The sequence below is a fragment of the Nocardia nepalensis genome (assembly GCF_048910785.1).
GTDB lineage: Bacteria > Actinomycetota > Actinomycetes > Mycobacteriales > Mycobacteriaceae > Nocardia > Nocardia nepalensis.
The window spans coordinates 1-24,778 of the sequence record NZ_JBKBET010000019.1 but is presented as its reverse complement, the minus strand read 5'-3'; the positions used below and the strand labels follow the sequence as shown (position 1 = coordinate 24,778).

17 protein-coding genes and 3 CRISPR repeat arrays are annotated in these 24,778 nt (G+C 63.4%); of the genes, 9 read left to right on the top strand and 8 right to left on the bottom strand.

Translation table 11 applies throughout. The features are described from left to right. Positions 1–1,494: 1,494 nt before the first annotated feature. Entirely contained in the window at positions 1,495–1,980 is a 486-nt protein-coding gene (locus ACHQ4I_RS10990; protein WP_420771593.1) for a hypothetical protein, read from the bottom strand. A gap of 642 nt (positions 1,981–2,622) precedes the next feature. Between ACHQ4I_RS10990 and ACHQ4I_RS10985 the strand changes: the two genes are divergently transcribed. Further along, positions 2,623–2,805: a hypothetical protein gene (locus ACHQ4I_RS10985; protein ID WP_420771592.1), complete on the top strand. Its 183-nt coding sequence runs from the start codon at positions 2,623–2,625 to the stop codon at positions 2,803–2,805. A gap of 33 nt (positions 2,806–2,838) precedes the next feature. Next, complete coding sequence (locus ACHQ4I_RS10980; protein WP_420771591.1) at positions 2,839–2,970, top strand: hypothetical protein; 132 nt, start codon at positions 2,839–2,841, stop codon at positions 2,968–2,970. Between the two features lie 817 nt (positions 2,971–3,787). On the opposite strand, the gene ACHQ4I_RS10975 is transcribed toward ACHQ4I_RS10980, so the two are convergent. After that, positions 3,788–4,066 carry a hypothetical protein gene (locus ACHQ4I_RS10975; RefSeq protein WP_420771590.1) on the bottom strand — a complete coding sequence of 93 codons (279 nt, stop codon included), beginning with the start codon at positions 4,064–4,066 and terminating at the stop codon, positions 3,788–3,790. Between the two features lie 165 nt (positions 4,067–4,231). Between ACHQ4I_RS10975 and ACHQ4I_RS10970 the strand changes: the two genes are divergently transcribed. From ACHQ4I_RS10970 to ACHQ4I_RS10960, 3 genes are all read left to right on the top strand, one after another. Next, complete coding sequence (locus ACHQ4I_RS10970; RefSeq protein ID WP_420771589.1) at positions 4,232–4,942, top strand: hypothetical protein; 711 nt, start codon at positions 4,232–4,234, stop codon at positions 4,940–4,942. A gap of 783 nt (positions 4,943–5,725) precedes the next feature. Continuing rightward, the gene (locus tag ACHQ4I_RS10965; protein ID WP_420771588.1) at positions 5,726–6,385 is read left to right on the top strand and encodes an MmyB family transcriptional regulator; all 660 of its coding nucleotides are present in this window, start codon (positions 5,726–5,728) and stop codon (positions 6,383–6,385) included. A gap of 518 nt (positions 6,386–6,903) precedes the next feature. Beyond that, positions 6,904–7,512 carry a nuclear transport factor 2 family protein gene (locus ACHQ4I_RS10960; RefSeq protein ID WP_420771587.1) on the top strand — a complete coding sequence of 203 codons (609 nt, stop codon included), beginning with the start codon at positions 6,904–6,906 and terminating at the stop codon, positions 7,510–7,512. 473 nt (positions 7,513–7,985) lie between these two features. Continuing rightward, positions 7,986–8,258: direct repeats of the CRISPR family, unit length 29 nt; unit sequence GTGCTCCCCGCGCACGCGGGGATGATCCG. Between the two features lie 444 nt (positions 8,259–8,702). On the opposite strand, the gene ACHQ4I_RS10955 is transcribed toward ACHQ4I_RS10960, so the two are convergent. Beyond that, positions 8,703–9,233 carry a hypothetical protein gene (locus ACHQ4I_RS10955; protein WP_420771586.1) on the bottom strand — a complete coding sequence of 177 codons (531 nt, stop codon included), beginning with the start codon at positions 9,231–9,233 and terminating at the stop codon, positions 8,703–8,705. Positions 9,234–9,290: 57 nt separating this feature from the next. Here ACHQ4I_RS10955 and ACHQ4I_RS10950 point away from each other — a divergent pair, with 57 nt between their 5' ends. After that, complete coding sequence (locus ACHQ4I_RS10950) at positions 9,291–9,770, top strand: hypothetical protein (RefSeq protein WP_420771585.1); 480 nt, start codon at positions 9,291–9,293, stop codon at positions 9,768–9,770. Between the two features lie 146 nt (positions 9,771–9,916). Continuing rightward, positions 9,917–13,195: an NB-ARC domain-containing protein gene (locus ACHQ4I_RS10945; RefSeq protein ID WP_420771584.1), complete on the top strand. Its 3,279-nt coding sequence runs from the start codon at positions 9,917–9,919 to the stop codon at positions 13,193–13,195. 122 nt (positions 13,196–13,317) lie between these two features. On the opposite strand, the gene cas6e is transcribed toward ACHQ4I_RS10945, so the two are convergent. From cas6e to ACHQ4I_RS10920, 5 genes are read right to left on the bottom strand one after another with little or no spacing between them, the layout of a single operon-like run. Then, complete coding sequence (cas6e, locus tag ACHQ4I_RS10940) at positions 13,318–14,058, bottom strand: type I-E CRISPR-associated protein Cas6/Cse3/CasE (RefSeq protein WP_420771583.1); 741 nt, start codon at positions 14,056–14,058, stop codon at positions 13,318–13,320. Next, complete coding sequence (gene cas5e, locus ACHQ4I_RS10935; RefSeq protein WP_420771582.1) at positions 14,055–14,912, bottom strand: type I-E CRISPR-associated protein Cas5/CasD; 858 nt, start codon at positions 14,910–14,912, stop codon at positions 14,055–14,057. Before cas5e ends, cas6e begins: the two co-directional genes overlap by 4 nt. Further along, a complete protein-coding gene (locus tag ACHQ4I_RS10930) occupies positions 14,909–16,228 on the bottom strand; it encodes a type I-E CRISPR-associated protein Cas7/Cse4/CasC (RefSeq protein WP_420771581.1) in 1,320 nt (439 codons plus the stop codon). Before ACHQ4I_RS10930 ends, cas5e begins: the two co-directional genes overlap by 4 nt. A 2-nt stretch (positions 16,229–16,230) precedes the next feature. After that, positions 16,231–16,797, bottom strand: a complete 567-nt coding sequence (gene casB, locus ACHQ4I_RS10925; RefSeq protein ID WP_420771580.1) for a type I-E CRISPR-associated protein Cse2/CasB — start codon at positions 16,795–16,797, stop codon at positions 16,231–16,233. Beyond that, complete coding sequence (locus ACHQ4I_RS10920; protein ID WP_420771579.1) at positions 16,794–18,362, bottom strand: type I-E CRISPR-associated protein Cse1/CasA; 1,569 nt, start codon at positions 18,360–18,362, stop codon at positions 16,794–16,796. The genes casB and ACHQ4I_RS10920 overlap by 4 nt, the downstream gene beginning before the upstream one ends. Positions 18,363–19,699: 1,337 nt before the next feature. Continuing rightward, a CRISPR array of direct repeats spans positions 19,700–19,972; the repeat unit is 29 nt; unit sequence GTGCTCCCCGCGCACGCGGGGATGATCCG. Positions 19,973–21,960: 1,988 nt separating this feature from the next. Next, positions 21,961–22,596: a CRISPR direct-repeat array (repeat unit 24 nt; unit sequence GTGCTCCCCGCGCACGCGGGGATG). Between the two features lie 79 nt (positions 22,597–22,675). Between ACHQ4I_RS10920 and istA the strand changes: the two genes are divergently transcribed. Both istA and istB read left to right on the top strand, forming a co-directional pair. After that, entirely contained in the window at positions 22,676–23,917 is a 1,242-nt protein-coding gene (istA, locus tag ACHQ4I_RS10915) for an IS21 family transposase (RefSeq protein ID WP_420771243.1), read from the top strand. Further along, entirely contained in the window at positions 23,917–24,711 is a 795-nt protein-coding gene (gene istB / locus ACHQ4I_RS10910) for an IS21-like element helper ATPase IstB (protein ID WP_420771240.1), read from the top strand. The genes istA and istB overlap by 1 nt, the downstream gene beginning before the upstream one ends. Positions 24,712–24,778: the final 67 nt, after the last annotated feature.

The window sequence follows — 24,778 nt, the reverse complement described above, 5'->3', positions numbered from 1 at the left end:
GATCCGGCGGCCCGCCCGGTCCTCAACCCACATCGTGCTCCCCGCGTATGCGGGGATGATCCGGTCAGCGTGAAAGTGCCACCGGTCGGGGTACCGTGCTCCCCGCGCACGCGGGGATGATCCGAACACGCGGCTGTAGACACGAGCAAGCACCGCGTGCTCCCTGCGCACGCGGGGATGATCCTTACTACCGCAACTGGTACGGCTTAGACCTGACGTGATCCCCGCGTACGCGGGGATGATCCGCTGCTTTCGTATGGGATGGTCACCTGCGCAATGTGCTCCCCGCGCACGCGGGGATGATCCGTTTCACGCCTCTGACAGGTTGGGTGGCGATGCGTGCTCCCCGCGCAGGTGGGGATGATCCCTGGCGGCAGTGAATTGCCGACCTACGCGAGCAGTGCTCCCCGCGCACGCGGGGGTGATCCCACGATGGCGCCGCGTTTCTTCGGCAGCACCGCATGTTCCCCGTGCACGTGGGGATAATCCTGACTGCTGCTGGATGCCGACGCATCAGAATTCGTGCTCCCCGCGCACGCGGGGATGATCCGCTGACCACCGGGCTTCCGCACCTGATCAACTCGTGCTCCCCGCGCACGCGGGGATGATCCCAAGGCCGGAAAGATCGCTACCGCCGTGTTCGCGTGCTCCCCGCGCACTCGGGGATGATCCGGCATGGACGCACTATGGTCGGCGGCCAACGTCGTGCTCCCCGGCGCACGTGGGGATGATCCCGGCCAACGCCAACGACGTTCGATCGTCACGGGGTGCTCCCCGCGCACACGCGGGATGATCCGAACCTGAAGGCACCGAAGGTGTTCGATACGGGGTGTCCCCGCGCACGCGGGGATGATCCGCCCGCGCTGACCGCGAGCAGCTGCGCAGCGACGTGCTCCCCGCGCAGGCGGGGATGATCCTGGCATGGGCGTGCCGGTCTACGAGGCGAGCCCGCGCTCCCCGCGCATGCGGGGATGATCCCACCGACAGGGCCGCGACGTCGCGTTCGTCCATGTGCTCCCCGCACACGCGGGGATGAGCCGCCAACCGGCAGATTCATCGCACACCGCCGCGTCATGTGCCCCCTGCGTACGCGGAGAAGATCCGCGGTCAACATCCACCACAAACCAGCGCCGAAGTGCTCCTCGAGCACGCGGGGATGATCCGCCCGCCCGCGTGGGTGCGGAAGTGTGGGCACAGCGTGTGAGCCGTCCCCGCCCGTCTCTCCCGCAGCCCGAGCCCGAATCAGCCAGCACTGCTCACTCGACTGGCTGTGGTCCCGCCGAAGGAAGTCCGATAAGAAGCCGCGGCTTCAACCAAACTCGGTGACACGTGCGGACTTCCCCCACTTCCTCATTGGCCCGATCACCTGACAACCGTCCGGACGAGTAAAGCGCGCTTCGCGTCATTCCGTGATGCCTACGGCACCCTTGACTAGCCCCTACCGTCAGCTCAGAGATGGTCTGTATGAGGAAGCGAAGGAAGAGCGATGGCGGGTCACAGCCATTCTCGGACGAGCCCAGGAGGCAACGGCTCGGCGGCTTCGACCAACTCAGCTGCCACCACAATTGCGTCCAAGCTTTGAGCACCGCTCACTGCTCCATCGGCGTTCATATGCACTACGTTGTTGCGAACCCGCACCAGGCGCGTCGTGAAGTCGCGTGGTGTCGTGATGTAGCCAGAATCCTTGAGAGTGTTGAGCGCGGGACCCAATTGGCCCTCAGTAAGCTTCTCGGCCAGTTTCGGGGGAAGCGTTGCAGGGAGGTTCGCACGGATCAGCTCCTTCACCGCGATCTCAGCGGCGCTCCCAGCGTCGATCACCGCGCGTCGATACTGGCGCACGTGGTGCAGTGATCGTGCATCCCTGATCAAGAGCCACGGAAGCGAAGGCGTCTTCATCGCCCCCGCTAACGTAAAGCAATGCCGCAGGATCTCTACTGATGCCCCGTTGGTGAAGCCTGGCGGAAACACATCGAACGTCATTGCGATAGAGAAGCGCGCCGGTTCCGAACCATCCGCCGACACCCTCCAGATAGGCGTTGCATTGCGGAATCCAGCTCGCGCCTCGTGCCCGACAGCCGTTAACCGCTGCCCCGTAACGATTTCCAGCCATGAGCTCGCTGCCTCCCACCACGGGTCCTCGCCTCCACAATGCTCTCGGCTACGCCTTGCAGGCCACCTTCATCGCAATCCACGTCGGCGCTGAGCATGAAGCTCTGAATCACAACACCAGGCGGTGCCTTACCTGGCGCCATAGCCAGCGTCCCCCACTCAGCCGACGGCTTCTGGACTACGCCTTCAGGAGGCCAAAGGTTTCCCGCCTTACCTTGCGATGGGAAGTGGACCGTTGCCGCGTAGCCTGCGACCGTCGTGTCGAATGTCGCCCCAACTACATCCGCTGGGCTAACGAACACCGACTCCAGACGGTGGAACCATTCCAATCGAATTGCCACGCAGCGACCCCTCTTTGAGCGCAAGACCCAAGCATCGGCGGAACGGTACACCGGCAGGCCGGGCTAGGGCTATGGAATTGTCCGGCGGGTTATCTCCTCATCCTCGCGAAAGCTGAACCTGTCGCTAACAGTGTCGTAGGCCAGGGACCCATCCCCGGTCACAACGGGACCGATGAAAGAAGCACCGCTCCAGTACTCACCGGACCTGTCGTTCTTCGACTGCGGGGCGATCGACTCAATCCGCTCGACCTTTCGCCACAAGTCACCATCTGACGCCTTGATAACGTCGCTCACCGCGATGTCAGACAGCCTGACCACTTCAATTTTCATTCGGCTGGGCGGTGCGTTCGAGTAGGTCGAGGGCATCGTTGAGGCCTTCGAGCATACAGTGGCGCAGCGGATCGCGATCCGCCACGTTGCCGTATCGGACCAGATGTGCGGGACCGCAAGCGCGCTCATCGGCTATTTCCGGTTGTTGACCGCTACCGAGGCCACGCGCGAGCCGGAAGCGACGGTGTGATCTTCTGAATCGGCGGTAGTCGCTGTTCTCGACGAGGTGCGGCGCTTGTGGCTGCGGCCTTGCTGAAAAGATTCTCCTGCTGGATCTTTACTGGATCTTTTGGTCCGAATACGCCCGAATGCGATGTCAGGTAGGCGCATGGTCAGGACTTGAGTCTGTGCAGGTAGATGTAGGAAACCGAAGCCATCCGAAGGTGGCTGTATCGGTGTCTGTCATAACCCAGAGATCGCAGGTCCGGATTGGCCCGAAGAGCCAAGCTGCTGCGCCGCCCACATGAGGCGAGGAGCATCCGGAACTCCACTTTTACTCCATATTTTCAGCCGAATTCGGCAGAATCCGATGCGACGCAGCTTGATTCGACAGAAGATAGCTACAAGCTATTCATGCTGGTAGAAGTATGTAAGCGAAGATGATCGTAGAGAGCCGAATCCTGTTGTGCCAGAAGCAGAAGTTCTACCATTGGACTTCTATCGGCCAGCCCCGAACGGGAGTGATGATGGGGCATGATCTCGCACACCGTCATTCCCACGCCGCACGGTGCCACGTTCTATGGCGGGCGTCCCCAGTGGTGGTGTGGCGATCAACGAGCTGGACGCAGATGTCTGGCCGTCGGTAAGGCGGCTACACAAGAGATTCCGCCGCGCGCTCCGCAAGCTGCTGCGGGACCGAAGAATTCGCGACCAGGCCGACCGTCTCGAGTTGTCCGCTGCCAGCACCGGTTGCGGCCTGCCGGACTGAGAGGCACGGTTCATGAAACGCAAGCTCCGAACGAAACCAGTTTCGTTCGGAGCTTGCTCCTTACGCGCCCGACCGCTTCTTACTTGGCCGCCACGGCCGACCAGCCGTAATACGTCGCGGATCCACCCGCAGCCACGGTCGCAGTGGGTTCACCGCTGCAATCCTTGGATGCGTACACCAGGAAATTGCGCTTACTACGGTTCTCGAAGCGAATGTCACGCGGGAAGCCACTAGCCCAGCACGAGTCCAGGTCGCTCAGCTCCAGTTGGCCGTCGATGATCACCACTTCCCGGCTGTCCCCATCCCCGGCTGAGCCGGGGATGGGGAAGGCGGAGGCAGCGGGAGCCGCGACGGACACTGCAGCGACAACGAGAGCGCCTGCGACAGAGCACATTCCAGTTTTCACTAGTTGATGCTACAAGCTACCGACTCCCTGTCCGCCACTGCCCGAGTCGAATCGGAGGTCGATGCTGCCGCCAGCTGATCGGGATTCCGACGTCTCCGGGCCGCTTATCCTCCTTGCATGACTGCTCCGTGGCCGACTGTTCTCGTCGCGGTGCCAGGGGCTGTGGCGGCTCTGGTGTCGCTGTGGTCTCTGGTGCCACTGTCGAGGCGGCGACGACATGTCCACCGGGTGAAACGGTTCGCAGAGATCGTCAATGTGACCGGAGAGGATTGCCCAAAGGTGTTGCGAGATAGCATGATTCGTGAGGCGTATCGTGTCGCCTCCTACGAGGCTGTCCGCTACACCGGTTACGAGAAGTTTCTTATATTCTTGCAACTGTTCAGTGCCGTGGCGATCCCGCTGGGCCTCTATGGGGTCGCCCTCCTTCTCTCTCGAGTCTCTGAGTGGGTGGGTGCGATCGTGGTCTTAGTATCGTTGGTGTTGCCGGCTATGCTGCTGCAGCCGACGATGCAGATGTACCGATGGTTGCGGATCAGGCGCGATCTCTACGCCAAGCTTGGTGGACGAGCCGATATCCCAACGATTCCGTGCCCTTCATCCATCCCGTTCCGAAGGCAGGCACCGACTGCGGAAACGGTGGAGGCCTGGCTCAACAAGGCGTTCCGCGGCCCCGTACCGAGCTTCAAGACCATCAAGGCTGTCGATATGCGACTACTCGGTGAGCAAATCGACAACTGGGCGGAGAAGAACCGAGTCGAGTGGCTAGAACGCATCATTGGGCCCGTTGAAAAGCTTCTGGACGAGATGTTCCCCGAATCGTCGTCCTGACCACAACGAACCCGCCCACACGTCCATCGGATCAAAATCATCAAACCGAGTAGTTTGCAGATTGATTGCTCGCGTGTTCGCGCGGGAGGAGGACTGGCGGTTGAAGTAGACTCTGGGGCGGAGGTTCGATCAGTGTGCTGCGCCCAGCAGGTCTCTGTTTACTTTTCATCCGAATCCAATCGAAACCTAGTGAACGCCATCGCATCTCGAATCCACTCTCTTCAAAGGTGTTCGTGTAGCTAGGTGTAGGAATTCGAAGCTGGTCGAACTGGATCGAAGGTCGAGTTCAGCCTCTGGCTCATAATCCATTGGACGCGGGTTCGGGGATCGACTCTTGTGGCGAAGCGACGAAGCGATGTCGAGCATCCGCCCAGCGCGCCCAGTCTGCTCTACGGCGGATCGCATGTGAGTCGAGGGCGGTGTCCTGACCCTGTCAGTTCGGTACGTGGCTCGCCTGGGTATGCCGGCGCTACAGCGATCTGCTGGGTGCGTTGTGTGGGCGCGGGGATGGTTGGAAGGCTCGCTGATCATGTTTTCGTCACAGCAGGTGCTGAAGCGGTCCGCCATTTCCGGTCGTCCATGACGCTGCCGGTCGAGTACTGGAGTTCGTGTCGCGTTAAGCCGGCTATACAGCTGTCTCGAGAAGTGCATCCACGCGAAAGGTGGTTCTGAGCTGCGTCTTTGCGCTCCGGTGGAGGCGTTGCTCATGGCGACGCCTTTCCGTGGTTGTCCTGGCTGGAACAGGGCAGAAATATAAATGTCAGCGTACAGGTGTTGAATGCGGTGGCTCGTACGCTGTCGCTGGATGCCGCGGAGAAGGCGCATCTATACCGCCTCGCTGATGTGCCCACGGTGCCGACCGCGCATGCGGGAACTGCTCTGCCGGAAGAGCTTCAGGTGATTTTGGATCATTTGGAGCCGTTGCCGGGTGTGGTGCTGAGCGCGCGTTATGACGTGCTTGCTCACAATAAACCGTATGAGGTGTTGTGCCCGGGTTTCCTGCTGGGAGAGCGGAATGTGGCGCGTCGGGTGTTTCTGACTCCAGAGTGCTGCGATACCTACCACCACAATTGGGATGATTTGCGCCGCATGGTTGGTTGTCTGCGTGGTTCGCATGCGAAGAATCTGGGTGATCCGGGTTGGGAAGATTTCATCGCTGAATTATGCTCGGAGAGTGAGACTTTCGCGTCGCTGTGGGCGCGCAATGATGTAGCTGTTCCGGCGAGCCGGACCAAGCAGATTCGTAATCTGGCGGTGGGGGAGTTGGAGATGTTCTTGACGAGTATGTCCTTGCCGTCGCTTCCGCATGCGTGGATGCAGATCTATACCCCGACCGATGAGGTGGCGTGGGTGAATTTGCGTGAGTTGTTGGCGATGAGTGAGGAGCAGCGGCAGCGTCCGTGGGTGGAGCATCGGGAGCCGTATCACGCGGCGGTGGGGTAGTGCGGGGTGGTTGCGTGAACGGCTTTGGTTCGGGCTCCGTGGGATGGCACGTTCTGGTTGGTGCCGATGCGTGAAGAAGGCCTGGCCACCAGAAAAGCGTCTCGCAGGTCTGGCCGGTGTGTCTGCCGAGCATTCGACCACTGCGATGGCCATAACGCATACCGTGCGAGTCTGGTTGCCGGACAGGTTGTTACGCGGCTTGTCCGGCATCCGCAGTGCATCGGCATGCTTGTCGGTGACGACCGGTCGGCGTACGTCCTGCAGCGCGGCGAAACAGGCGGCTGCGGCGGCAGCGTTGCGGGGTCGCTGGTCTGGACGAGGTGCAGTCGCTGGTAACGGATTCCGGGTGAATGAAGAGGCAGGACTGATCTGGACGGAGTCCGTCTACGAATTTGGACGGCACCGGAAATTCGGACAGGTGTAGTGTCCACGAATTTGGACGGCGCCTGTGTGTCCGGTCCAGACGGTGATGGCGGTAGAGGTGCGGGCTGAGGTGTGTTGAGGCATGGTGGGAAGCCATGAGCGACAACCGAATCGAAGACCGCTGGGCGATCAGCGAGTTGATGATAGGCTGGATTCATCGGGACAAGGAGCAGTGGGACGAGCTGGCCGGCTTGTTCCATGAAGACGCCACGCTGAGGATCCTGTGGTTCTCCGGCTCCGCCCACGACTTCGTCGACGGCGCTCGTCGTATGGGGCACGGGCCGCTGCGTAGCAAGCACTTCATCGGCGCTCCCACCATCCGCTTCGCGGGCGATCGCGCGTTTGTCGAGACCAACGCGATCCTCCTCGCGGAACTCACTGGTGCGGGGATCGGCGTGACCATCCACAACCGATTCCTCGACCGTGTGAGCCGACGTGATGGGATCTGGCGCATCGAGCATCGTGACTCCGTCTACGACATGGGCGGATTCACCTACCCGTTCGGCGTCGCGGGTGCCCCGGACATCGACGCGGAGTCGCTTTCCGGTCGTCATCCTCGGGAGTACGCGGCGCTGGCCTACCTGCTCGAAACCGCCGGGCACCCGGTGATCGGCACCTACCCGACTCGCTTCAGCGAGCAGGAGGCGGCCATTCTGGAAGCAGGCAACGCATGGCTGGCCGAGGCGAACGTCGCACAGAGCTGAGACGCGCTCCGGACAGTGCCGTCATGGCTGCTCGGACTCGAGAGGTTGCAGGCACCCGGTCGCCGATGCTTGAGCATCGATCGGAGCCGGACGGAAGCTCACAGAACCATCGACTGGCATTCGCATGACGATGCGATGCTGCTGTACCGGCTCGGCCCTGCCATCCCTGCCATCCCTGCCGAGCCAACACGGACACCCTCAAACCGGCCCAGACCGCCTCCGCACGCGGCCGACCGAATGCACTCAATTCGGCTACTTAGAGACTGGTGACAGGTCCGGGTCCCGTCCTGCTGCCGGAAGCTGTGATCCTGTGGGTAGTGGCATGTGATGACTGACGTGGGAAGAGAGGATGTCCGGCTGCATTCTTACGTGACCGTTCGGTCCGAATCCGCATCACCCCAGAACAGGACGCACCATGGGTGAAACCGAATGAGAATCAACAACTCTGGCAGAATCACCGCTGGTCAACAAGTGTGCTCCCCGCGCACGCGGGGATGATCCGTTCCCGGCGAAGTCGGTGTCCTGGAGTGCGCGGTGCTCCCCGCGCACGCGGGGATGATCCGCTCGCACCATAGGTTGACGTCTAACGTTCGAGGTGCTCCCCGCGCACGCGGGGATGATCCGGATTGGTTCGGGTCGGAGGTCTATCTTCGTGGGTGCTCCCCGCGCATGCAGGGATGATCCCGCGTCGATGATCAGGTAAACGTCCTCGATGGAGTGCTCCCCGTGCACGCCGGGATGATCCCTTGTCTCGGGCCGCGCGGCGCAGGACGGTGATGCGCTCCCCGCGCACGCGGGGGATGATCCGGCCAGGGAACTCGACGACGGGGTCCTTCGGGCGCTCCCCGCCCACGCGGGGATGATCCTTAGACATGACGGGCTTTCTGAGATGCCTACCGGTGCTCCCCGCGCACGCGGCGATGATCCGACCGCCGCCGCGCAAGACCTCCATGGGGTGTGGTGCCCCCCGCGCACGCGGGGATGATCCGTACGAGATGTTCGACCGCGAAATCCGCGACCGGTGCTCCCAGCGCACGCGGGGATGATCCCTCTTTGTATTGATATCCACCGTGGTTGCCGCCGTGCTCCCCGCGCACGCGGGGATGATCCGATATCAGACATAGTGCGTTTTGTGTCGCCTGCCAGCCTGAAGGGCTCTGGCGCGCAGAATTCGTGAAATGTGTTGATACTCAGGCGATGTGAGTGTTGGTGAGTTCGGTGACCAGGGTGTTGGTGAGTTGCGCCCAGGTGTGGATGGGGCCGGTGAGTGCGAGCGCGGTGCCGTAGAGGACGTGCAGGCCGCCGTGGTTGGCGATGACGGCGTCTTGTTTTGGCGAAGGCGCGGTGTTGCGGGCCAGCGCGAGCAGGTAGGTGGCGGCGCGTTCGCCGGTCCAGTGGCCGCGGGGCAGGCGGACGGCGGTGGCCAGCCCTTTCGGTGTTTCGGGGGCGCGGCCCGACAGCCAGTCGTCGAGCAGGCTGGTACCGACGCCGATACTGCCTGCGACGCCGGTGTCGTCCTGGCCGGCAGGGACCGGCGATATGGCGTTGAGTAGTTCGGTGGCTTTCGTGTCGTCGCGGCCGGTGAGGACGGTGACGATGGCCCGCAGGGTGGTGAGGATTTGTAGTGGGCTGGCGCCGACGGGGGGGAGCGAGCCAACAGTCGGTATACACTCGAAAGTTGCTATACCGCAGAGCGATTCGTTCTCGCTAAAGCTCAACATAGTAGTACAGTCGGGGCTCGGTCAGTGATTTCGCCTGCCAGCGCGGAAGCAGAGGGGATGTCGATGTTGGAGACGGTGCCAGAGGTCGTGGCCGAAGCGCTAGCGGTTGGGGCGGTTGCCGGTCTGCGGGATACGGCCAAAGCAGCGGTCGCTGAAGCATATCAGCGGCTGAAGGGTTTGGTTACGGGCCGCTATGGACAGGTCGAGGTGGAGACGTTAGAACAGCGACCGGACTCGCGGCACCGGCGGGACGAATTCGCCGAGGATCTGGCGGCCGCGGGTGCTGGTGGTGATGTGGACTTGCTGGCTGCCGCTCAAGCGCTTCTCTCGGCGGTCCGCGCCCACGAAGCTGCGGCCGGTGCAGCGGTAGGGGTTGATCTGGAACGGGTGGAGGCCGCGGCGCTGCGGATCCGCGAGGTGGACTCTGCTGGCACCGGGGTGCGGGTGGTCGAGGGCAGTTTCGACGGTGACATTGAGATTGGGTCAGTGCGCGCGGGAAGCCGAGACCAACAGGACCCTTCGTCGGCGCGCCGGTAGCCCCTGTCCCGGCCGCCTCACCCAGCTGGGGACCTGGGGCAGCGATCAACACTTTCGCGGGGGTGAACGCGGAGAAAATAACCATTGTCCACGCCCCGACAGCCCCGTTACCGGCCCGGCACCCTGCTACCCCGCAGTTCCCACGGGTGTCGGGTACCGCGTTCATCGGTTTCGTCCCCGACGTCCCGTCGCGGTATATCGCGCGGCCCGGGATCGTCGAGGTGGCGCGAGGTGAGGTATTAGCGCGTGCCACGGTGGCTTTGGTCGGTATGGGCGGTGCTGGAAAGACGACTCTCGCGACTGCGATCACACGGCACCCGGACATGCAGGCGGCCTTCTCCGAAGGCATTGTTTGGGTCGATGCGATGCGCGGCGTGGCGCCTACGCTGTTACAGGAACGGCTTGTCGGGCTGCTAACCGGTGAGGTGGTGTCCTTCTCGACTGTCGAGGCGGGTCGGCACCGTCTCGCTGAGTTGCTTGCTGGCAGAGCAGTTCTACTAGTCGTCGACGATGTCTGGGGCATCGATATCCTACGGGCACTCGACGTGGTTGGCGCACGGGGTGCGCTGTTGTTCACTACACGCGACCGCGGGATCGCTCGTTCTTCCGGCGCCACCACGCACGAGGTGGACCAGTTGACGCTTGACCAAGCCCTGACGCTGCTGGGCCGCTGGACTGATACTGCTTTCGATCGACTCCCGCCCGTGGCGGATGCGCTGTGCCTACGGGTGGGCAATCTGGCGCTGGGCGTGGCGCTGCTCGGTGGGATGATCAAGGCTCGGGGTGGCAGTCCGCAGGTCTGGCAGGACGTATCGGACCTGCTCGAAGGGGCAGACGTTCAGGCGATCGCGGACGAGTACGGGCCTGACGGTTATCAGCATGCCAGTGTCCTGGCTTCGATAACCCTCAGCGTGGACGACCTGTCCCCGGCTGATCGGGATCGTTATCGGGAGCTCGCCGTATTCGCTGGCCGCGGCAGCGTCCCGCTCAACGCGGTAAGGGCCCTGTGGGTATCTGCAGGCGATGCTGTCGGGGATGTCGAACGGCGACTTACCCGGCTCGTCGACCGATGCCTGGTGCAGCGCGACACCCGAGAGTGGTACACCCTGCACGATCTCGAATTCGACGTTGCTGCCCATCAGCTCACCGCCAGTCCTGGTGGCGTCATGGCCACTCACGGCCGCTTCATCGACGGCTATCGCTCACAGATACTGCAAGTGACCGACCCCGGTGGCGGCAAGGGCGACCCGGTTCCGTGGGAGAGTGGCCCGGACGACGGCTACCTGTTCCAGAATCTCGCCTTCCACCTTGCGCATGCTGAGCGCCATGAGCGGCTCGACGAACTGCTCATGAGTTTCGCATGGATGGAACGCAAGCTCTCGGTGACTGGCATCAGCGATCTGCTCGCCGACTATTCCTATCAGCGGCGCCGCTCAACTCCAGTCGAAGCAGCTCATGGCGCCCTTCAGCTCTCGGCGCACACCTTGGCTCACGAACCGCGGCTGCTCGCCGGCCAGCTCGTTGGCCGCCTGCTCGGGAACCCTGAGCCGAAAATTTGCGCCCTTTTAGATACGGCCTGCCCATCTGATGAACATCTCTGGTTGTGCCCCCGAACTCCTGGCAGTCTCACTGAACCCGGCGGACCGCTCGAACGCATCCTGCAAGGTCACGACGAGCGCATCAACGCAGTGGCAGTCTCAGCCGACGGCAAGCACATCGTCTCCGGGAGCCGCGACAAGACCGTGCGAGTATGGGATCTGGAGAGCGGGCAACTGAAACGCGTCGTCGAAGGCCATGAGCAAGAGGTCAAATCGCTGGCGCTCACCGCCGACGGCCAACGCGTCGTGTCCGGTAGCTTCGACGGGACCGTCCGGGTGTGGAACCTGGCCAGCGGACGTCTGGAACACACTCTGCAAGGCCACTCCGGCTACATCTACGCGGTGGCGGTCACTGCCGACAGCCAGCGCGTTATCGTCGGCAGCGGCGACCGGAAGGTGCAAGTATGGAATCTGGCCAGTAAAAGCCTGGAATGCACGTTGCCGGGCCACAACAACCATGTCAACGCGGTGGCGGTTTCGGCTGATGGCCGGTATGTCGTCTCAGGCGGGTTCGACCGAACGGTGCGGGTCTGGGATTTGGCCAGCGGAGATCTGAAACATACAGTGCGAGGCCACATTAGGGACATCGAAGCAGTGGCGGTTTCGGCTGATGGCCGGTATGTCGTCTCCGGTGGCCGCGATGGAACTGTGCGGGTCTGGGATCTGGACAATGAAGTTTGTGGACGCATTCTGCACGGTCACACCGGCTCTGTCCACGCAGTAGCGGTCACCGCAGAAGGCATTCAGATCGTCTCCGCTGGCGACGACCAGATCGTGCGAGTGTGGGATCTGGCCAGTGGCCGTCTGGAACGTGAATTGCAAGGCCACGCAAGCCATATCTACGCGGTGGCGGTTTCGGCCGACGGCCGGCATATCGTCTCCGGCAGCCACGATAAGACGGTGCGGGTTTGGGATTTGGCCAGCGGAGATTTGCAACGCCCTCTGCGAGGTCAGGTCGGCTCAATTAACGCGGTGGCGATCACTACCGACGGTCAGCGCGTTGTCTTCGCTGGCTACGACCAGCCTGTGGGCGTCTTGGATTTGGCCAGCGGAGATTTGCAACGCCCTCTGCGAGGTCAGGTCGGCTCAATTAACGCGGTGGCGATCACTACCGACAGTCGGCGCGTTGTCTTCGCTGGCTACGACCAGCCCGTAGGCGTCTGGGACCTGTCCAGCGGAGAAGCGCTGCACACCTTGGAAGGCCATATCGGCGTGGTCTACGCGGTGGCGGTCACCGCCGACAGCAAGCACATCGTTACCAGCAGTAGCGACGGGACCGTGCGGGTATGGGATCTGGACAATGGACACCTGGAACGCATCCTGAAACATCACGATAGCGAGGTGTACGCGGTGGCGGTGACCGCCGACAGTCGGCGCATCGTCTCCGCTGGCTACGACCGGACCGTGCGCGTATGGGACTTGAACAGCGGACAACTGGAGTGCGCCCTGCACGGCCACGACGACAGGATCGACGCGCTGGCAGTTACCGTCGACAGTCGTTATATCGTGTCCGCCGGTCAGGATCAGACGGTACGGGTCTGGAGCCTGGACAACAAACGCCTGGTACATACCCTGCGAGGCCACACTGGCTGGGTCCGTACGGTAGCGGTCACGGCGGACGCCCGACATATCATTTCCGGTAGCAGCGACCGGACATTGCGGCTATGGGATCTGGAGAGCGGAGTGGAGCTAGCACGCTGGGTCACCGACACAACGACTGTCACAGCCTGCGTTGGCCACCCGGACGATCCCACCGCCATGGTGTACGGCGACGAGTCCGGACAGATGGTCGTGCTGTCCTTGCGCGAGCCCTGCCCGAGGCATTGACGGGCGCCCATGTCATGCAGAGATAAGGGGTGACCAAGTCGTTTTCATCTTCGCTTCGAATTTTCTTCCGCCCCGGCCGAGTTCAAGGGCACTAGGACTGCGGAGATCGGCATTTGTCCAGATCAGTTGGCAGCCCTGGCAAGTACAGGTTTGATCAGGATCAGCCCGCATCCATATGCCTTGGCGTGCCCGAGTCCACCGATGACGGTGTCGACAAAGACATCTGGGTCGGTAATCTCTAATTCGCCGCGTACTTCTGCCCGACCGATTCGCATGCCGGGCTTTCCTTGGAGATGGCTCAGCTTCGGGAGAATGCGAACAGCGAGCTGGAGAGGGTTCGCATCTGCGCCGATTCGGTGGACACCGCGCTGATTGACGGCGCTTTCCCCCAGCGACTGAAGACGTTCGGCGAACCATTGCTGTGCGTGCTCAGCCGTTGTGTCGGCCAGCCGCTTTCGTTCGGGTCGGCTTGATTTTCTGGCGTTGGGTGGAAGATGGCGATCGCTCATTCGGGCCGGGTTGACCACAGTGCGGAACCGGTACCGCTGGCCGGTCTCGATAGACTCGTCGACCTTGATGACCTGGGGTTCGGCCTTGAGCTGGCGTTTGTCCAGGCGGGACCAGTCCGGTGGGACCTTGGATTGAACGACGACGGTCAGCAGCTGGTTCTTCAAGTCGACGTTCGAGGTATGCAAGACGCCCATCTGGGCGCGAGCGTCGGGAGCGCCATCCTCGACCCAGCCAAGGAAACCCTTCATCACCAGACGATGCATCGCCTGGGCATCGAGCAAAGCGCGTTGGGTCTCGGGGTGTCGCGCATTCAGCTCGAGGATGCTGTGGCAGGCGATCAGCGCGGCTCTCATGGCACCTCCCAAGTGATTATCGGATCTGTGATTGCCATGCGCTGCCGACGCTCCCATCTCTGTATGTGGACTCGGTGCCGGGAGGAGAAGGAGACGGGCTGATCCTGGACGGGTACGGAATCCGGCTCGTTGGGGCCAGTCTCGATCCACGAATATGGTTCGGCTTCACTAGCATTGGGAAGCAGGGCAGTGCTGAGGAGGACAGTCCGGAGGTTTCCCTCGTGGACGCCATGGTTGAGGCGCTCGGCAGGCGGGCAGTTCTTGCGCCCCAGCCATACCATGCGACGCGGATGGTCGAGGCGCTCAGCAAGCCGCCCGAGTAGTTCCGGATCATCGGACTCGACGGCGGCCACGAATGCGGCATCGGACAAATACCAGCGTTCGGTGACGAGCCCGTTGCGCCTTAATGCGGAGTTTGCCTGCAGAACCCCCGACGAATCAGGTGCAATGCCTTTGGGAGCCCCATACCAGCCGGGGGCATCGAACGAGCCGAAGGGGGTCGGCTCGCTGGATTCAGGTGGAAGATGGGCTGCCGAAACACGCCGCCCGTCGAGGATTAGATCGCGCGGTCGGATCGGGAAGCGCCCGCCACCGACTGTGTGATAGTCGCGCACCAACACGCCGGGGCGGTCGGCTCGGATTCCGAATCGCAGTGCTGCGAGTGTTTCCAGTGGTAGCGCGTCCGGATAAGCAGGGTTGGTTCCACTGCGGTCGTGCCCGTCCGCGGCGGCTAGCAGCCCGATAACGCCGCTCTTGGTTGGACGGTCGGGATCGGTATCGCGGTGCCGGAATTTGGACAGTGTTCCCCACGCCTGCAGAGGACCCGCAAGCCGAATCAGCAGCGTTGACGTCATCGCAGCGTTGCGTGCATCAGCTCCGCGGGCGAGTCGACTGAGACAACGCTCGTCGAATCGTTCTTGCCGAGAATCTGATCAGCGATGTCGATGTCGTAGGTCAACGCTCTTCCGGCTGATATTCCGGGCAGTTTCGCCGCCGCGAACTCATGTTGGCGAAGGAGTCGCTGGGCGGCTTGGATACTGACCGACTGGCCGTTGGCGACGAGAGCTTGCTCGAAAGCGGAGGCATAGTTGACTGGACGCGAACCACATACTGCGAGAACAAGTTTTGGCAATGTGCCGAGCGCGCCGGTGTTGTTCTTCTTCGCATTCGGCACAGAGTGGCAAAAGGACTCTATGTATGCGCGTTCCGCGGCGTCAGCGCGTTCTGCGACTACCTCGGGAGGAATGCTGGCGCGGATGAGATTCCGGCGAAGCTGAGCGCGGTCGAGAACGGCATTCCGGTAGAAGGTGCCGGATGTCAGGCTTTGATACCCGGTCATAGCGGCACCGCTGTCGTCGCCCGACCAGCCATCGATCGCATCGAATGCAGTTCTGCGGCTTTCCTTCCGGTCATCCACCGCGGTGAAGAAGTCGTCGTCAACTTCTGCGGCGTCCACGGTGAACGCGTGCATGGACTGGATGGCACCGTCCACATCGGTCGCTTCGGCGATCTCGGCGAGCATCCTGCCGAAGAGCGCGATGTCGATAGCGTCGGCCGGAGCCAGAGCCGCTACGAGAGCGTCACGCACCTTCTTCGGGATGGGCGTCACCTCGAGCTGCTGCTCCGTGCTGGCTGGTTCGGAGGTCTGGCCTTTCCGACTCTTCTTGGCAGCTTGAACAGCCGCGCGTCTTTCGGCCTCTTCGCGCAGTCGCTTCGTCTCGGCTTCGAACCAGCTGTCGAGCGTGACGGGGGGAGAGTGCAGGATTGTCGCCATCCTGCTGCCGGCGTCAGCGGGTGCGAAGATGGCAACCTTGGTCTTCATCGGATCCTTGTCGGGATCTCCGAAGTTCAAGTTGCAATGCTCGAGAGCGAGCCGTGCCATGTCGTTGGCCTTCTCTCTCGGCCAGCCGAGTTCTACAAGCGCATCGGCTGTTTCGATCGCCCACTCGCGAGTCCGAATCCCGAAGGTGTGGCCTGCCAGTGGCCCTTTGCCGTTGTTGGCTTGGTTTCGCATGTACATCCGTTCGGCCCTGCGCCAGCTTTGTGCCGATACACGGGTACGAGTGACTCCGCCGTACACAAGCTCCTTGGGCAGATTGTTCTCGTCGCGGTTGAGAAGCACGCCAGAGAACGTCGTGATCGCGTGCAGGGACAGGTACTGATCATCCACGATCAGCGCACCCTTCTCGAGTTGGTATGGGGCAGATAGAAGTCCCGGGCCCAGTGGTGTTGGATCGTGCGGTCTGGGTCCGTCCAGCGCAGTAGATCGACAGCCAGCTGGTACCAGTTCGGCGGCGTGCCCGAATCGGCTCGTAGCAGATCGATCCCGTGCTGGATACGGCGATACGGAGGCTCTCGGGAAACCAGGATCTGGTTGATCAGTCGTACGCAGCCAGGGTTCTCGGTGCCCCGGTGGCCAGGGTTGCCGACTTTGGTCATCGCATACCCGAGCGACCCCGACCCCCTCTGCAAGGTCGACTCGCCTGCATGGAACCGCGCGAATAGAGAGGCGACCGTTTCGAACACCTTGATCGAATTCGGGCCCAGAGCAACACCATTGGGCGCTGCGTAGTTGCCAGCCAGAAGCCGCGCTACTGTGTCGGCGCGGGCTCGGCGCAGATCGGCCAGGTACCCAATGTTCCCTGCCGCGATCAGGCCGTGCAACCAGCTTGCGAGGCGTGCCGCAGCCCGCTCGTCCGCGTCGCGCTCCGGTGGGCTAACTGCGCCGTTGTCGGTCATTGCGGTCCCAACTGGTGCTTGAAGTGACGTGCCTGTAGCCCCTTCAGAAGCTTCTCCCGGGCACGGACTTTGGCCTGCCAGCCGCGCGCATTCGGTGTCAGCGATCTCAGCCGTTCGTCGAGTGCTTCGATCGTGATATCGCGGATTGTCTCTGCGTGCGCAAGCAGCTCGGGTCGCGGGTCGTGTCCAGCCGCGACGCGGTCGAGGAGTCGATGGAACGGCGTGCCGGCTCGCGCCCACACATAGTCCGAGGCGTAGAAACGCTTCATCAGTTTCTCGCGCTGTTCCCGTGGGCAGGCGGGATAGGTGTAGCGGAAGGCTTCAGATGCTGCAGAATTCAACGCCGTGACAGCGTCATCGGTCAGCTGCACACCGAGCTCGGCAGCTTGCTTCAGTGAGTTCTTCCGATCCGGGTCGAATGGGAAGATATCCCGAACCCAGCCATCTACGCTCTGCTGATTAGCGGCCAGCCCCACCGCGAGTAGTTGCACCGGACGTTTGAGTTCGTTTCCCAGCAGGCCGAACAGCCCATCACCGCTTCCGGGGGTGAGGCTGGCCGAATAGATGGCGTGCGCATCGCGCCACAGCGCCCTGCTCAGGCTGGCTTGCAGTGGCTTCGTGCCGAGATACACGGTGTCGTGGTCGGCGTAGCTGTCGCTGTCATTTGCAACAGTAACCGTCTCACCCATGCCGAGCAGCACACGATCAACGGTCGGAGTCGCCTCACCGATACTCTTGCCGCGCAACAGTACCGAGCGACCAAGGGTGCTGTGCCAGTCGGCAGGTCCATCAATCGTCCGGCTCTCCCGAGCGGAGATGAATCGTCGTCGCGGGCGACCGCGCCACGTGGCGTTGAACGTGCCACTCGTTCGATTGATGCTGAGGTTGAGCCGAATCGTGTCGCCGAGCGTGTCGCCGAGAGCAAGGACACGCACCCGAGCCCCGAGGCGACCCACAGCACCACGAGTGAAAGGATCCTTGTAGCCGAGAGTGTGCTCCACTTGCTTCACAACACCCTCGGTCATCATCCGGCCGCCGAGCCCATAGCAATGCTGAGTGATCATCGATAAGAACGCGTCGCGAGCACTGACCGGATCTGGATCGTGCAGATGTACATGGTCGGCGAACTGGTTGTAGTTCTTCGCGCGCTCCAGCATCAGCTGGACCGGGCTGTAGCCGAGGTCCCTGAGCGGCGCGGCCAGAAAGGCGTTCTGACCAAAGGGTCGTTCGGGATCGAACAGGTCGAAATGGCCTCGGCCGTCACCCGTTGTAAGCCAGTCGACCACATCGTCGAATGATCGGTCCTGGTCGACCCACAGGGACCACTCGCGGGGTGCACGAGGGGTGTAACCGGCCGCGTGACAGATCGCGAGAAGGAGCTCGTAACAGGCGATCTCAGTGCCGGGGCATGGGTGGCTGACGGCGATCTCATCCGAGTCGGCTGCGGCGAAAACGTCTCGCAGACTTCGCCACTGCAACCCGTCCTCAGAGGTCAGGACAGGAATGCACGGTTCGGAGGATAGGTCGAAACATACTGGACTACATGATGTTTCGAATTCTGCCACTCCTGCCCCCTCCAGGTGAAAGATGACCTTGTGCAGATTACGCCGAATACGACCGATAGCAACTCAATTCAGCGAACCGAAACTATGGCCGGTAGACGGTGCTCCCTGTACATGCGGGTATGGTCTGGAACCGGTCATACGGGGTGTAGGACATGGACAGTGCTCCCCGGCACGCGGGGATGACCCCTGGTAACACCGATTCATCAGCCGGTCCCTTTGGTGCTCCCCCGTACGCGGGATGATCCGCCGACGAAACCGCCCGAACGGTCCATGCGACAGTGCTCCCCGCGCATGCGAGATGGTCCTCGTCTGCCGCGCCTCGGGGTGCTCCCCGCGCACGCGGGGACGATCCGCCTGAAGGCGGGGAGCTTGATGATCTTGCTGGTACTCCCCGCATGCGTGGGCGGCAGCGACCATGATTCGACGTAGGTGCTCCCCGCGCACGCGGGGATAATCGGACCGAACAACCTGCTGCTCGCCGATCCGACCCGCGTTCCCCGCGCACGCGGGGATGATCCCGAAACCGAATGAAACGCTGCCGCAGCGACGTTGTGCTCCCCACGCAAGCGGGGATGATCCTAAGACATGACGGGCTTTCTGAGATGCCTCCCGTTGCTCCCCGCGCACGCGGGAATGATCCGACCGCCGCCGCGCAAGACCTCCATGGGGTGTGGTGGTCCCCGCGCACGCGGGTCCGTTTCCCAACGTTAGCTGTCCAGAATTCGGGAAGTGCCCCCGCGCACGCTGGGATGATCCGCCCAGCGGTGACCGCCAGGTCTGCCGAGACAGGTGCTCCGCGCGCACGCGGGGATGATCCCGCCCAGTTCAGTTCCCCCCTGCGCGCCACTGAGTGCTCCCCACGCACGCGGGGATGATCCGTCGAACAGCCAGGTGCGGCCGATCTGCTTGCGGTGCTCCCCGCGCACGCGGGGATGATCCATCGCCAGTCAGGCGGGATACAGCATCGGCGGCGTGCTCCCCGCGCATGCGGGGATGATCCGCAGGCCGAGAAGACACGCAAGCAGGTGCTGCGCTGCTCCCTGCGCACGCGGGGATGATCCGAAGTTCTGGATCACCAGCATGTAGCCGGCGACGTGCTCCCCGCGCACGCGGGGATGATCCCGCTCGCAGTAGGGGCGCGCTCACCGAAGCGATGTGCTCCCGGCGCACGCGGGGATGATCCGAACCGGAACAAGACCGCGCCAAGCCAGCCCGAGTGCTCCCCGCGCACGCGGGGATGATCCGACATCGGAGAGCTTCGCAGCGAGTTCGAGACGTGCTCCCTGCGCACGGGGGGATGATCCTCCGGCGAAATCGACTGCTACATTCGGCTGTCCGTGCTCCCCGCGCACGCAGGGATGATCCGCCCACGCCCCGGTTGACGACGACCACCATGCGGTGCTCCCCGCGCAAGCGGGGATGATCCCTGGACGTACGACGGCGATGCCGGGATGTACAAGTGCTCCCCGCGCACGCGGGGATGATCCGGCGTCGTGGGCAATCAGCGTGCGCGTCACCGAGTGCTCCCCGCGCATGCGGGGATGATCCGTTCCAAGACGACCGCGGCCGGTGGAAAACCTGGTACTCCCCGCGCACGCGGGGATGATCCCTGTTGCGCCACAGTCAAACCGGTGGATGCGCTGTGCTCCCCGCGCGCGGGGAGCATCCTCGAAATATGGATCACGCCCCGCACGACCCTTCGTGCTCCCCGCGCACGCGGGGATGATCCTTGCATCAGGTTCATGCCGCGTCTACCGGGGCCGTGCTCCCCGCGCACGCGGGGATGATCCGTCGAAGCTGAGCGAATGGCTCAAGCAGTTGGGGTGCTCCCCGCGCACGCGGGGATGATCCGCAGGGGAACCGGCACGCGGGTTTGGCGGACGAGTGCTCCCCGCCGCACGCGGGGATGAGCCGCGACGAGAGAAAGTTATGGGGCGCGATGCCAGTGTGCTCCCCGCGCACGCGGGGATGATCCTGCGAGCTTGGTGATAGTCGCCACAAGGCACCCGTGCTCCCCGCGCACGGCGGGGATGATCCGGCCCCTCATGATTGCGCTGGAGGGACTACAGCATGCTCCCCGCGCACGCGGGGATGATCCCTACACCGGCGGCTCCGCCCAGGAAACGAAGCGGTGCTCCCCGCGCACGCGGGGATGATCCTCTGCACGACGTCGCCCAAGCGATCCAGCCGGAGTGCTCCTCGCGCACGCGGGGATGATCCCGATCAGCGCATACGCCTCACCGAAGACGAACGGCGCTCCCCTCGCAGGCGGGAATGATCCGGGCAAGACCGCGCAGGTGGCCGCCGCGATGATGTGCTCCCCGCGCACAGGGATGATCCTCGGAGACCAGCCGCTGCCGACAGCCGCGAACATCAGATACATTTAGTGCTCTCCGCGCAGGCGGGGATGATCCCTCGTTATCGAACCTGACCGCAGGGACACCGCGGTGCTCCCCGCGCACGCAGGGATGATCCGATCATTGACCGCCAGGAGCGGATGACGGCTCCGTGCTTCCCGCGCACGCGGGGATGATCCGTCCGGATTAGTGCGGCACTTCTGATCGATCCTGTGCCCCCGGTGCACGCGGGGATGATCTGCTATCGCCCGGTGAGGGTGTCGCGGTGCCCGAGTGCTCCCCGCGCACGCGGGGATGATCCCTACGACGACACCAGAGAATACGACCACGACTAGTGCTCCCCGCGCATTGGGGATGATCCGGCGGCCAGCCGTGCGACACACCATGCGGCGCCGTGATCCCCGCGCATGCGAGGATGATCCCACCACATCGCAATCCAGCTGTTTGGAGGGGGCGTGCTCCCCGCGCATGCGGGGATGATCCCGGGCCGGTATCGCCGTCGACCAACTCGAACGAGTGCTCCCCGCGCACGCGGGGATGATCCCTGCTTGTCCACGACCTTGCGTAGCCGTTTGGTGTGCTCCCGCGCACGCGGGGATGATCCTGACTACCGGTACGGCGAGTGCCCACAGGAGCAGTGCTCCCCGCGCACGCGGCGATGATCCGCACGTCGACCAGCAGGGCGAGCATCAGGACGGGTGCTCCCCGTGAACGCGGGGATGATCCCCCGACCGTGAACGCATGGCAAATGGTGGCCGCGTGCTCCCCGCGCACGCGGGGATGATCCGTCCTCACGGGCGCGCAGCGAGGTTCCGTTCGAGTGCTCCCCGCGCATGCGGGGATGATCCCTCGGTGACGTGCGTCCACATGCCCGCGCTCGGGCGCTCCCCGCGCACGCGGGGATGATCCGGCAGCGAAAGCCCGTGTCGCACGCGGGGAAGTGTGCTCCCCGCGTACGCGGGGATGATCCGAACGCGCCGCCCCTGAGTGAGGGCCAAAAGCAGTGCTCCCCGCGCACGCGGGGATGATCCAGCGAAAACGCATGAGCACCAACGGAACCGGCCGCGGTCCCCGCGCACGCGGGAATGATCCGTAGCTGACACCATCGCGTCCGGGAAGCTCTGGCGTGCTCCCCGCGCACACGGGGATGATCCGTCGCTGTCGCACCTGTCGCTGGCGCAGACCGCGTGCTCCCCGCCACGCGGGGATGATCCGGCCGCCGCTGGTCGCACAGGCGGTGCGGTGCTCCCCGCGCATGCGGGGACGATCCGAACCTGGACAACCCCAGTTGCCTGGCCCAGCAGTGCTCCCCGCGCACGCGGGGATGATCCCTGCCGCAACGGATCCGAGATACCCGACATGATCGTGCTCCCCGCGCATGCGGGGATGATCCCACCCACAGGGCCGCGACGTTGCGTTCGTCCGTGTGCTCCCCGCGCACGCGGGGATGATCCCGAGCCCGCCCCGGTGGTGGTCTTGCCCGGGATGTGCTCCCCGCGCACGCGGGGATGATCCGCTCGGCGGGCACCGCTCCAACGCGATCTTCATGTGCTCCCCGCGCACGCGGGGATGATCCCACCAAAGGTGGTCTCGTGTCAGCCACCGCGAGGTGCTCCCCCCGCACGCGGGGATGATCCGGCCTGACGAGCGGTATTGGCGACACCGACGATGTGCTCCCCGCGCACGCGGGGATGATCCCGGGGTGACCTCCGGCCAGGCGTGGATGCTGCCGTGCTCCCCGCGCACGCGGGGATGGTCCCTCGACGAGTATGTCCGACTTCACCGCATCGCGGTGCTCCCCGCGCACGCGGGGATGATCCGGTGTAGCCCCATTCGATGATGCGGATCTTCGAGTGCTCCCCGCGCACGCGGGGATGATCCGGGCTGTCGCTTCCGCCTGAAGACTGACCCTCTGATTCCGGGTGAATGCTGACCCACCCTGTGAACGATCATGAGGTGCTGAACGTGGAGGACTGGGCGGAGATCCGACGGTTGCATCGCGCTGAGGGGATGGCGATTCGCGCGATCGCTCGTCGGATGAAGGTTTCGAAGAACACGGTGAAGAAGGCGCTCGGTTCCCATGAGCCGCCGCGGTATCAGCGCAAGCCGAAGGGGTCGGCGGTCGATGAGTTCGAGCCGCAGATTCGGGCGGTGCTCGCCGAGTTCCCGGATATGCCGACGACGGTGATCATGGAACGTGTTGGCTGGCAACGCGGCAAGACGGTGTTCTTCGAGCGAGTGCAGCAGCTGCGGCCGTTGTTCAAGCCGGTGGACCCGGCCTCGCGCACTGAGTATCAGCCCGGCGAGCTTGCTCAGTGCGATTTGTGGTTTCCGCCGGTCGATGTTCCGTTGGGGTTCGGCCATGTCGGTCGTCCGCCGGTGTTGGTGATGGTCAGCGGCTATTCGCGGGTCATGGCGGCGACGATGATCCCGACCCGGCAAAGCCCTGATCTGCTGGCCGGGCATTGGGCGTTGATCTCGGATTGGGGGCGTGTTCCGCGAGCTCTGGTCTGGGACAACGAGTCCGCGGTCGGGCAATGGCGCGGCGGCAAACCGCAGCTGACCGAGACGATGAACGCGTTCCGGGGAACGTTGGGCATCAAGGTGATTCAGTGCCGGCCAGGCGATCCGGAGGCCAAGGGGCTGGTCGAGCGAGCGAACGGATATCTGGAGACCTCGTTCCTGCCCGGCCGTGTGTTCACCAGCCCGGCTGATTTCAACACCCAGCTGGGTGAATGGTTGGTCAAGGCCAACCACCGTCACCATCGGCGGTTGGAGTGTCGCCCGGTTGATCGCTGGGATGCCGACCGGCGCTCGATGCTCGAGCTGCCGCCGGTGGATCCGGTGGTCGGATGGAGGCTCACGACCAGGCTGCCTCGCGATCATTACGTCCGGTTGGACTCCAACGACTACTCCGTTCATCCGGTCGCGATCGGCCGGCGAGTGGAAGTCCGCGCCGACCTGACCGAGGTGGTGATCACCCTGGCCGGCGCCGAACTTGCTCGCCATCAACGGTGTTGGGCCGATCACCAATCCATCACCGATCCCGATCATGCGGCCGCAGCCGCAGATCTGCGCCGATCCCGGCGCCTGGTCGCGGTTCCCGCGATCGACACCGATGTCGAGCATCGAAACCTGTCCGACTATGACCGCATGTTCGACCTCGACGAGGCGAGCAGCAGCGAGGAAATCGCCTGATGGCCACCAAGACCGCCAATGGTTCACGCAACGTAACCTCCGAAATCGCTTATCTCGCAAGAGCACTCAAGGCACCGACACTCGGCAGCGCGGTTGAGCGACTGGCCGAACGCGCCCGCTCGGAAAACTGGAGCCACGAAGAGTTCCTGGCCGCCTGCCTGCAACGAGAAGTTTCCGCCCGCGAATCCCACGGCGGTGAAGGACGCATCCGCAGTGCTCGATTTCCGTCGCGAAAATCGTTGGAGGAGTTCGATTTCGACCATCAGCGTTCGCTCAAACGCGACACCATCACCCACCTCGGGACCTTGGATTTCATTACCGCCAAGGAGAATGTCGTCTTCCTCGGTCCACCTGGCACCGGCAAAACGCATCTGTCGATCGGGCTCGGGATCCGCGCCTGCCAAGCAGGTCACCGCGTCGCGTTCGCCACCGCTGCCGAGTGGGTCTCCCGGCTGGCCGAGTCTCATCACGCCGGAAAACTGCAGGCAGAGCTGATCAAGCTCGGCCGGATTCCGCTGATCATCGTTGACGAAGTGGGCTATATCCCGTTCGAATCCGAGGCCGCGAACCTGTTCTTCCAGCTCGTCTCGTCCCGTTACGAACGAGCTTCGCTGATCGTCACCAGCAACAAACCCTTCGGCCGCTGGGGCGAGGTCTTCGGCGACGACGTCGTCGCCGCCGCAATGATCGACCGCCTCGTCCACCACGCCGAAGTCATCTCAATGAAGGGAGACAGCTACCGACTCAAAGACCGAGACCTCGGCCGCGTCCCAGCGGCCAAGACCAACGACTAACCAAACCAGCAGGGGTGGGTCCGGATTCAACCGGAACGACCGGGTCACGATTCAACCGGAGTTGACA

Excerpts from the sequence above, each read along its gene's own strand:
- ACHQ4I_RS10990 (WP_420771593.1), bottom strand. The coding sequence starts at position 1,980 with ATGACGTTCGATGTGTTTCCGCCAGGCTTCACCAACGGGGCATCAGTA.
- ACHQ4I_RS10985 (WP_420771592.1), top strand. The coding sequence starts at position 2,623 with ATGAAAGAAGCACCGCTCCAGTACTCACCGGACCTGTCGTTCTTCGAC.
- ACHQ4I_RS10970 (WP_420771589.1), top strand. The coding sequence starts at position 4,232 with ATGACTGCTCCGTGGCCGACTGTTCTCGTCGCGGTGCCAGGGGCTGTG.
- ACHQ4I_RS10960 (WP_420771587.1), top strand. The coding sequence starts at position 6,904 with ATGAGCGACAACCGAATCGAAGACCGCTGGGCGATCAGCGAGTTGATG.
- ACHQ4I_RS10955 (WP_420771586.1), bottom strand. The coding sequence starts at position 9,233 with ATGTTGAGCTTTAGCGAGAACGAATCGCTCTGCGGTATAGCAACTTTC.
- ACHQ4I_RS10950 (WP_420771585.1), top strand. The coding sequence starts at position 9,291 with ATGTCGATGTTGGAGACGGTGCCAGAGGTCGTGGCCGAAGCGCTAGCG.
- cas6e (WP_420771583.1), bottom strand. The coding sequence starts at position 14,058 with ATGAGAGCCGCGCTGATCGCCTGCCACAGCATCCTCGAGCTGAATGCG.
- cas5e (WP_420771582.1), bottom strand. The coding sequence starts at position 14,912 with ATGACGTCAACGCTGCTGATTCGGCTTGCGGGTCCTCTGCAGGCGTGG.
- casB (WP_420771580.1), bottom strand. The coding sequence starts at position 16,797 with ATGACCGACAACGGCGCAGTTAGCCCACCGGAGCGCGACGCGGACGAG.
- istB (WP_420771240.1), top strand. The coding sequence starts at position 23,917 with ATGGCCACCAAGACCGCCAATGGTTCACGCAACGTAACCTCCGAAATC.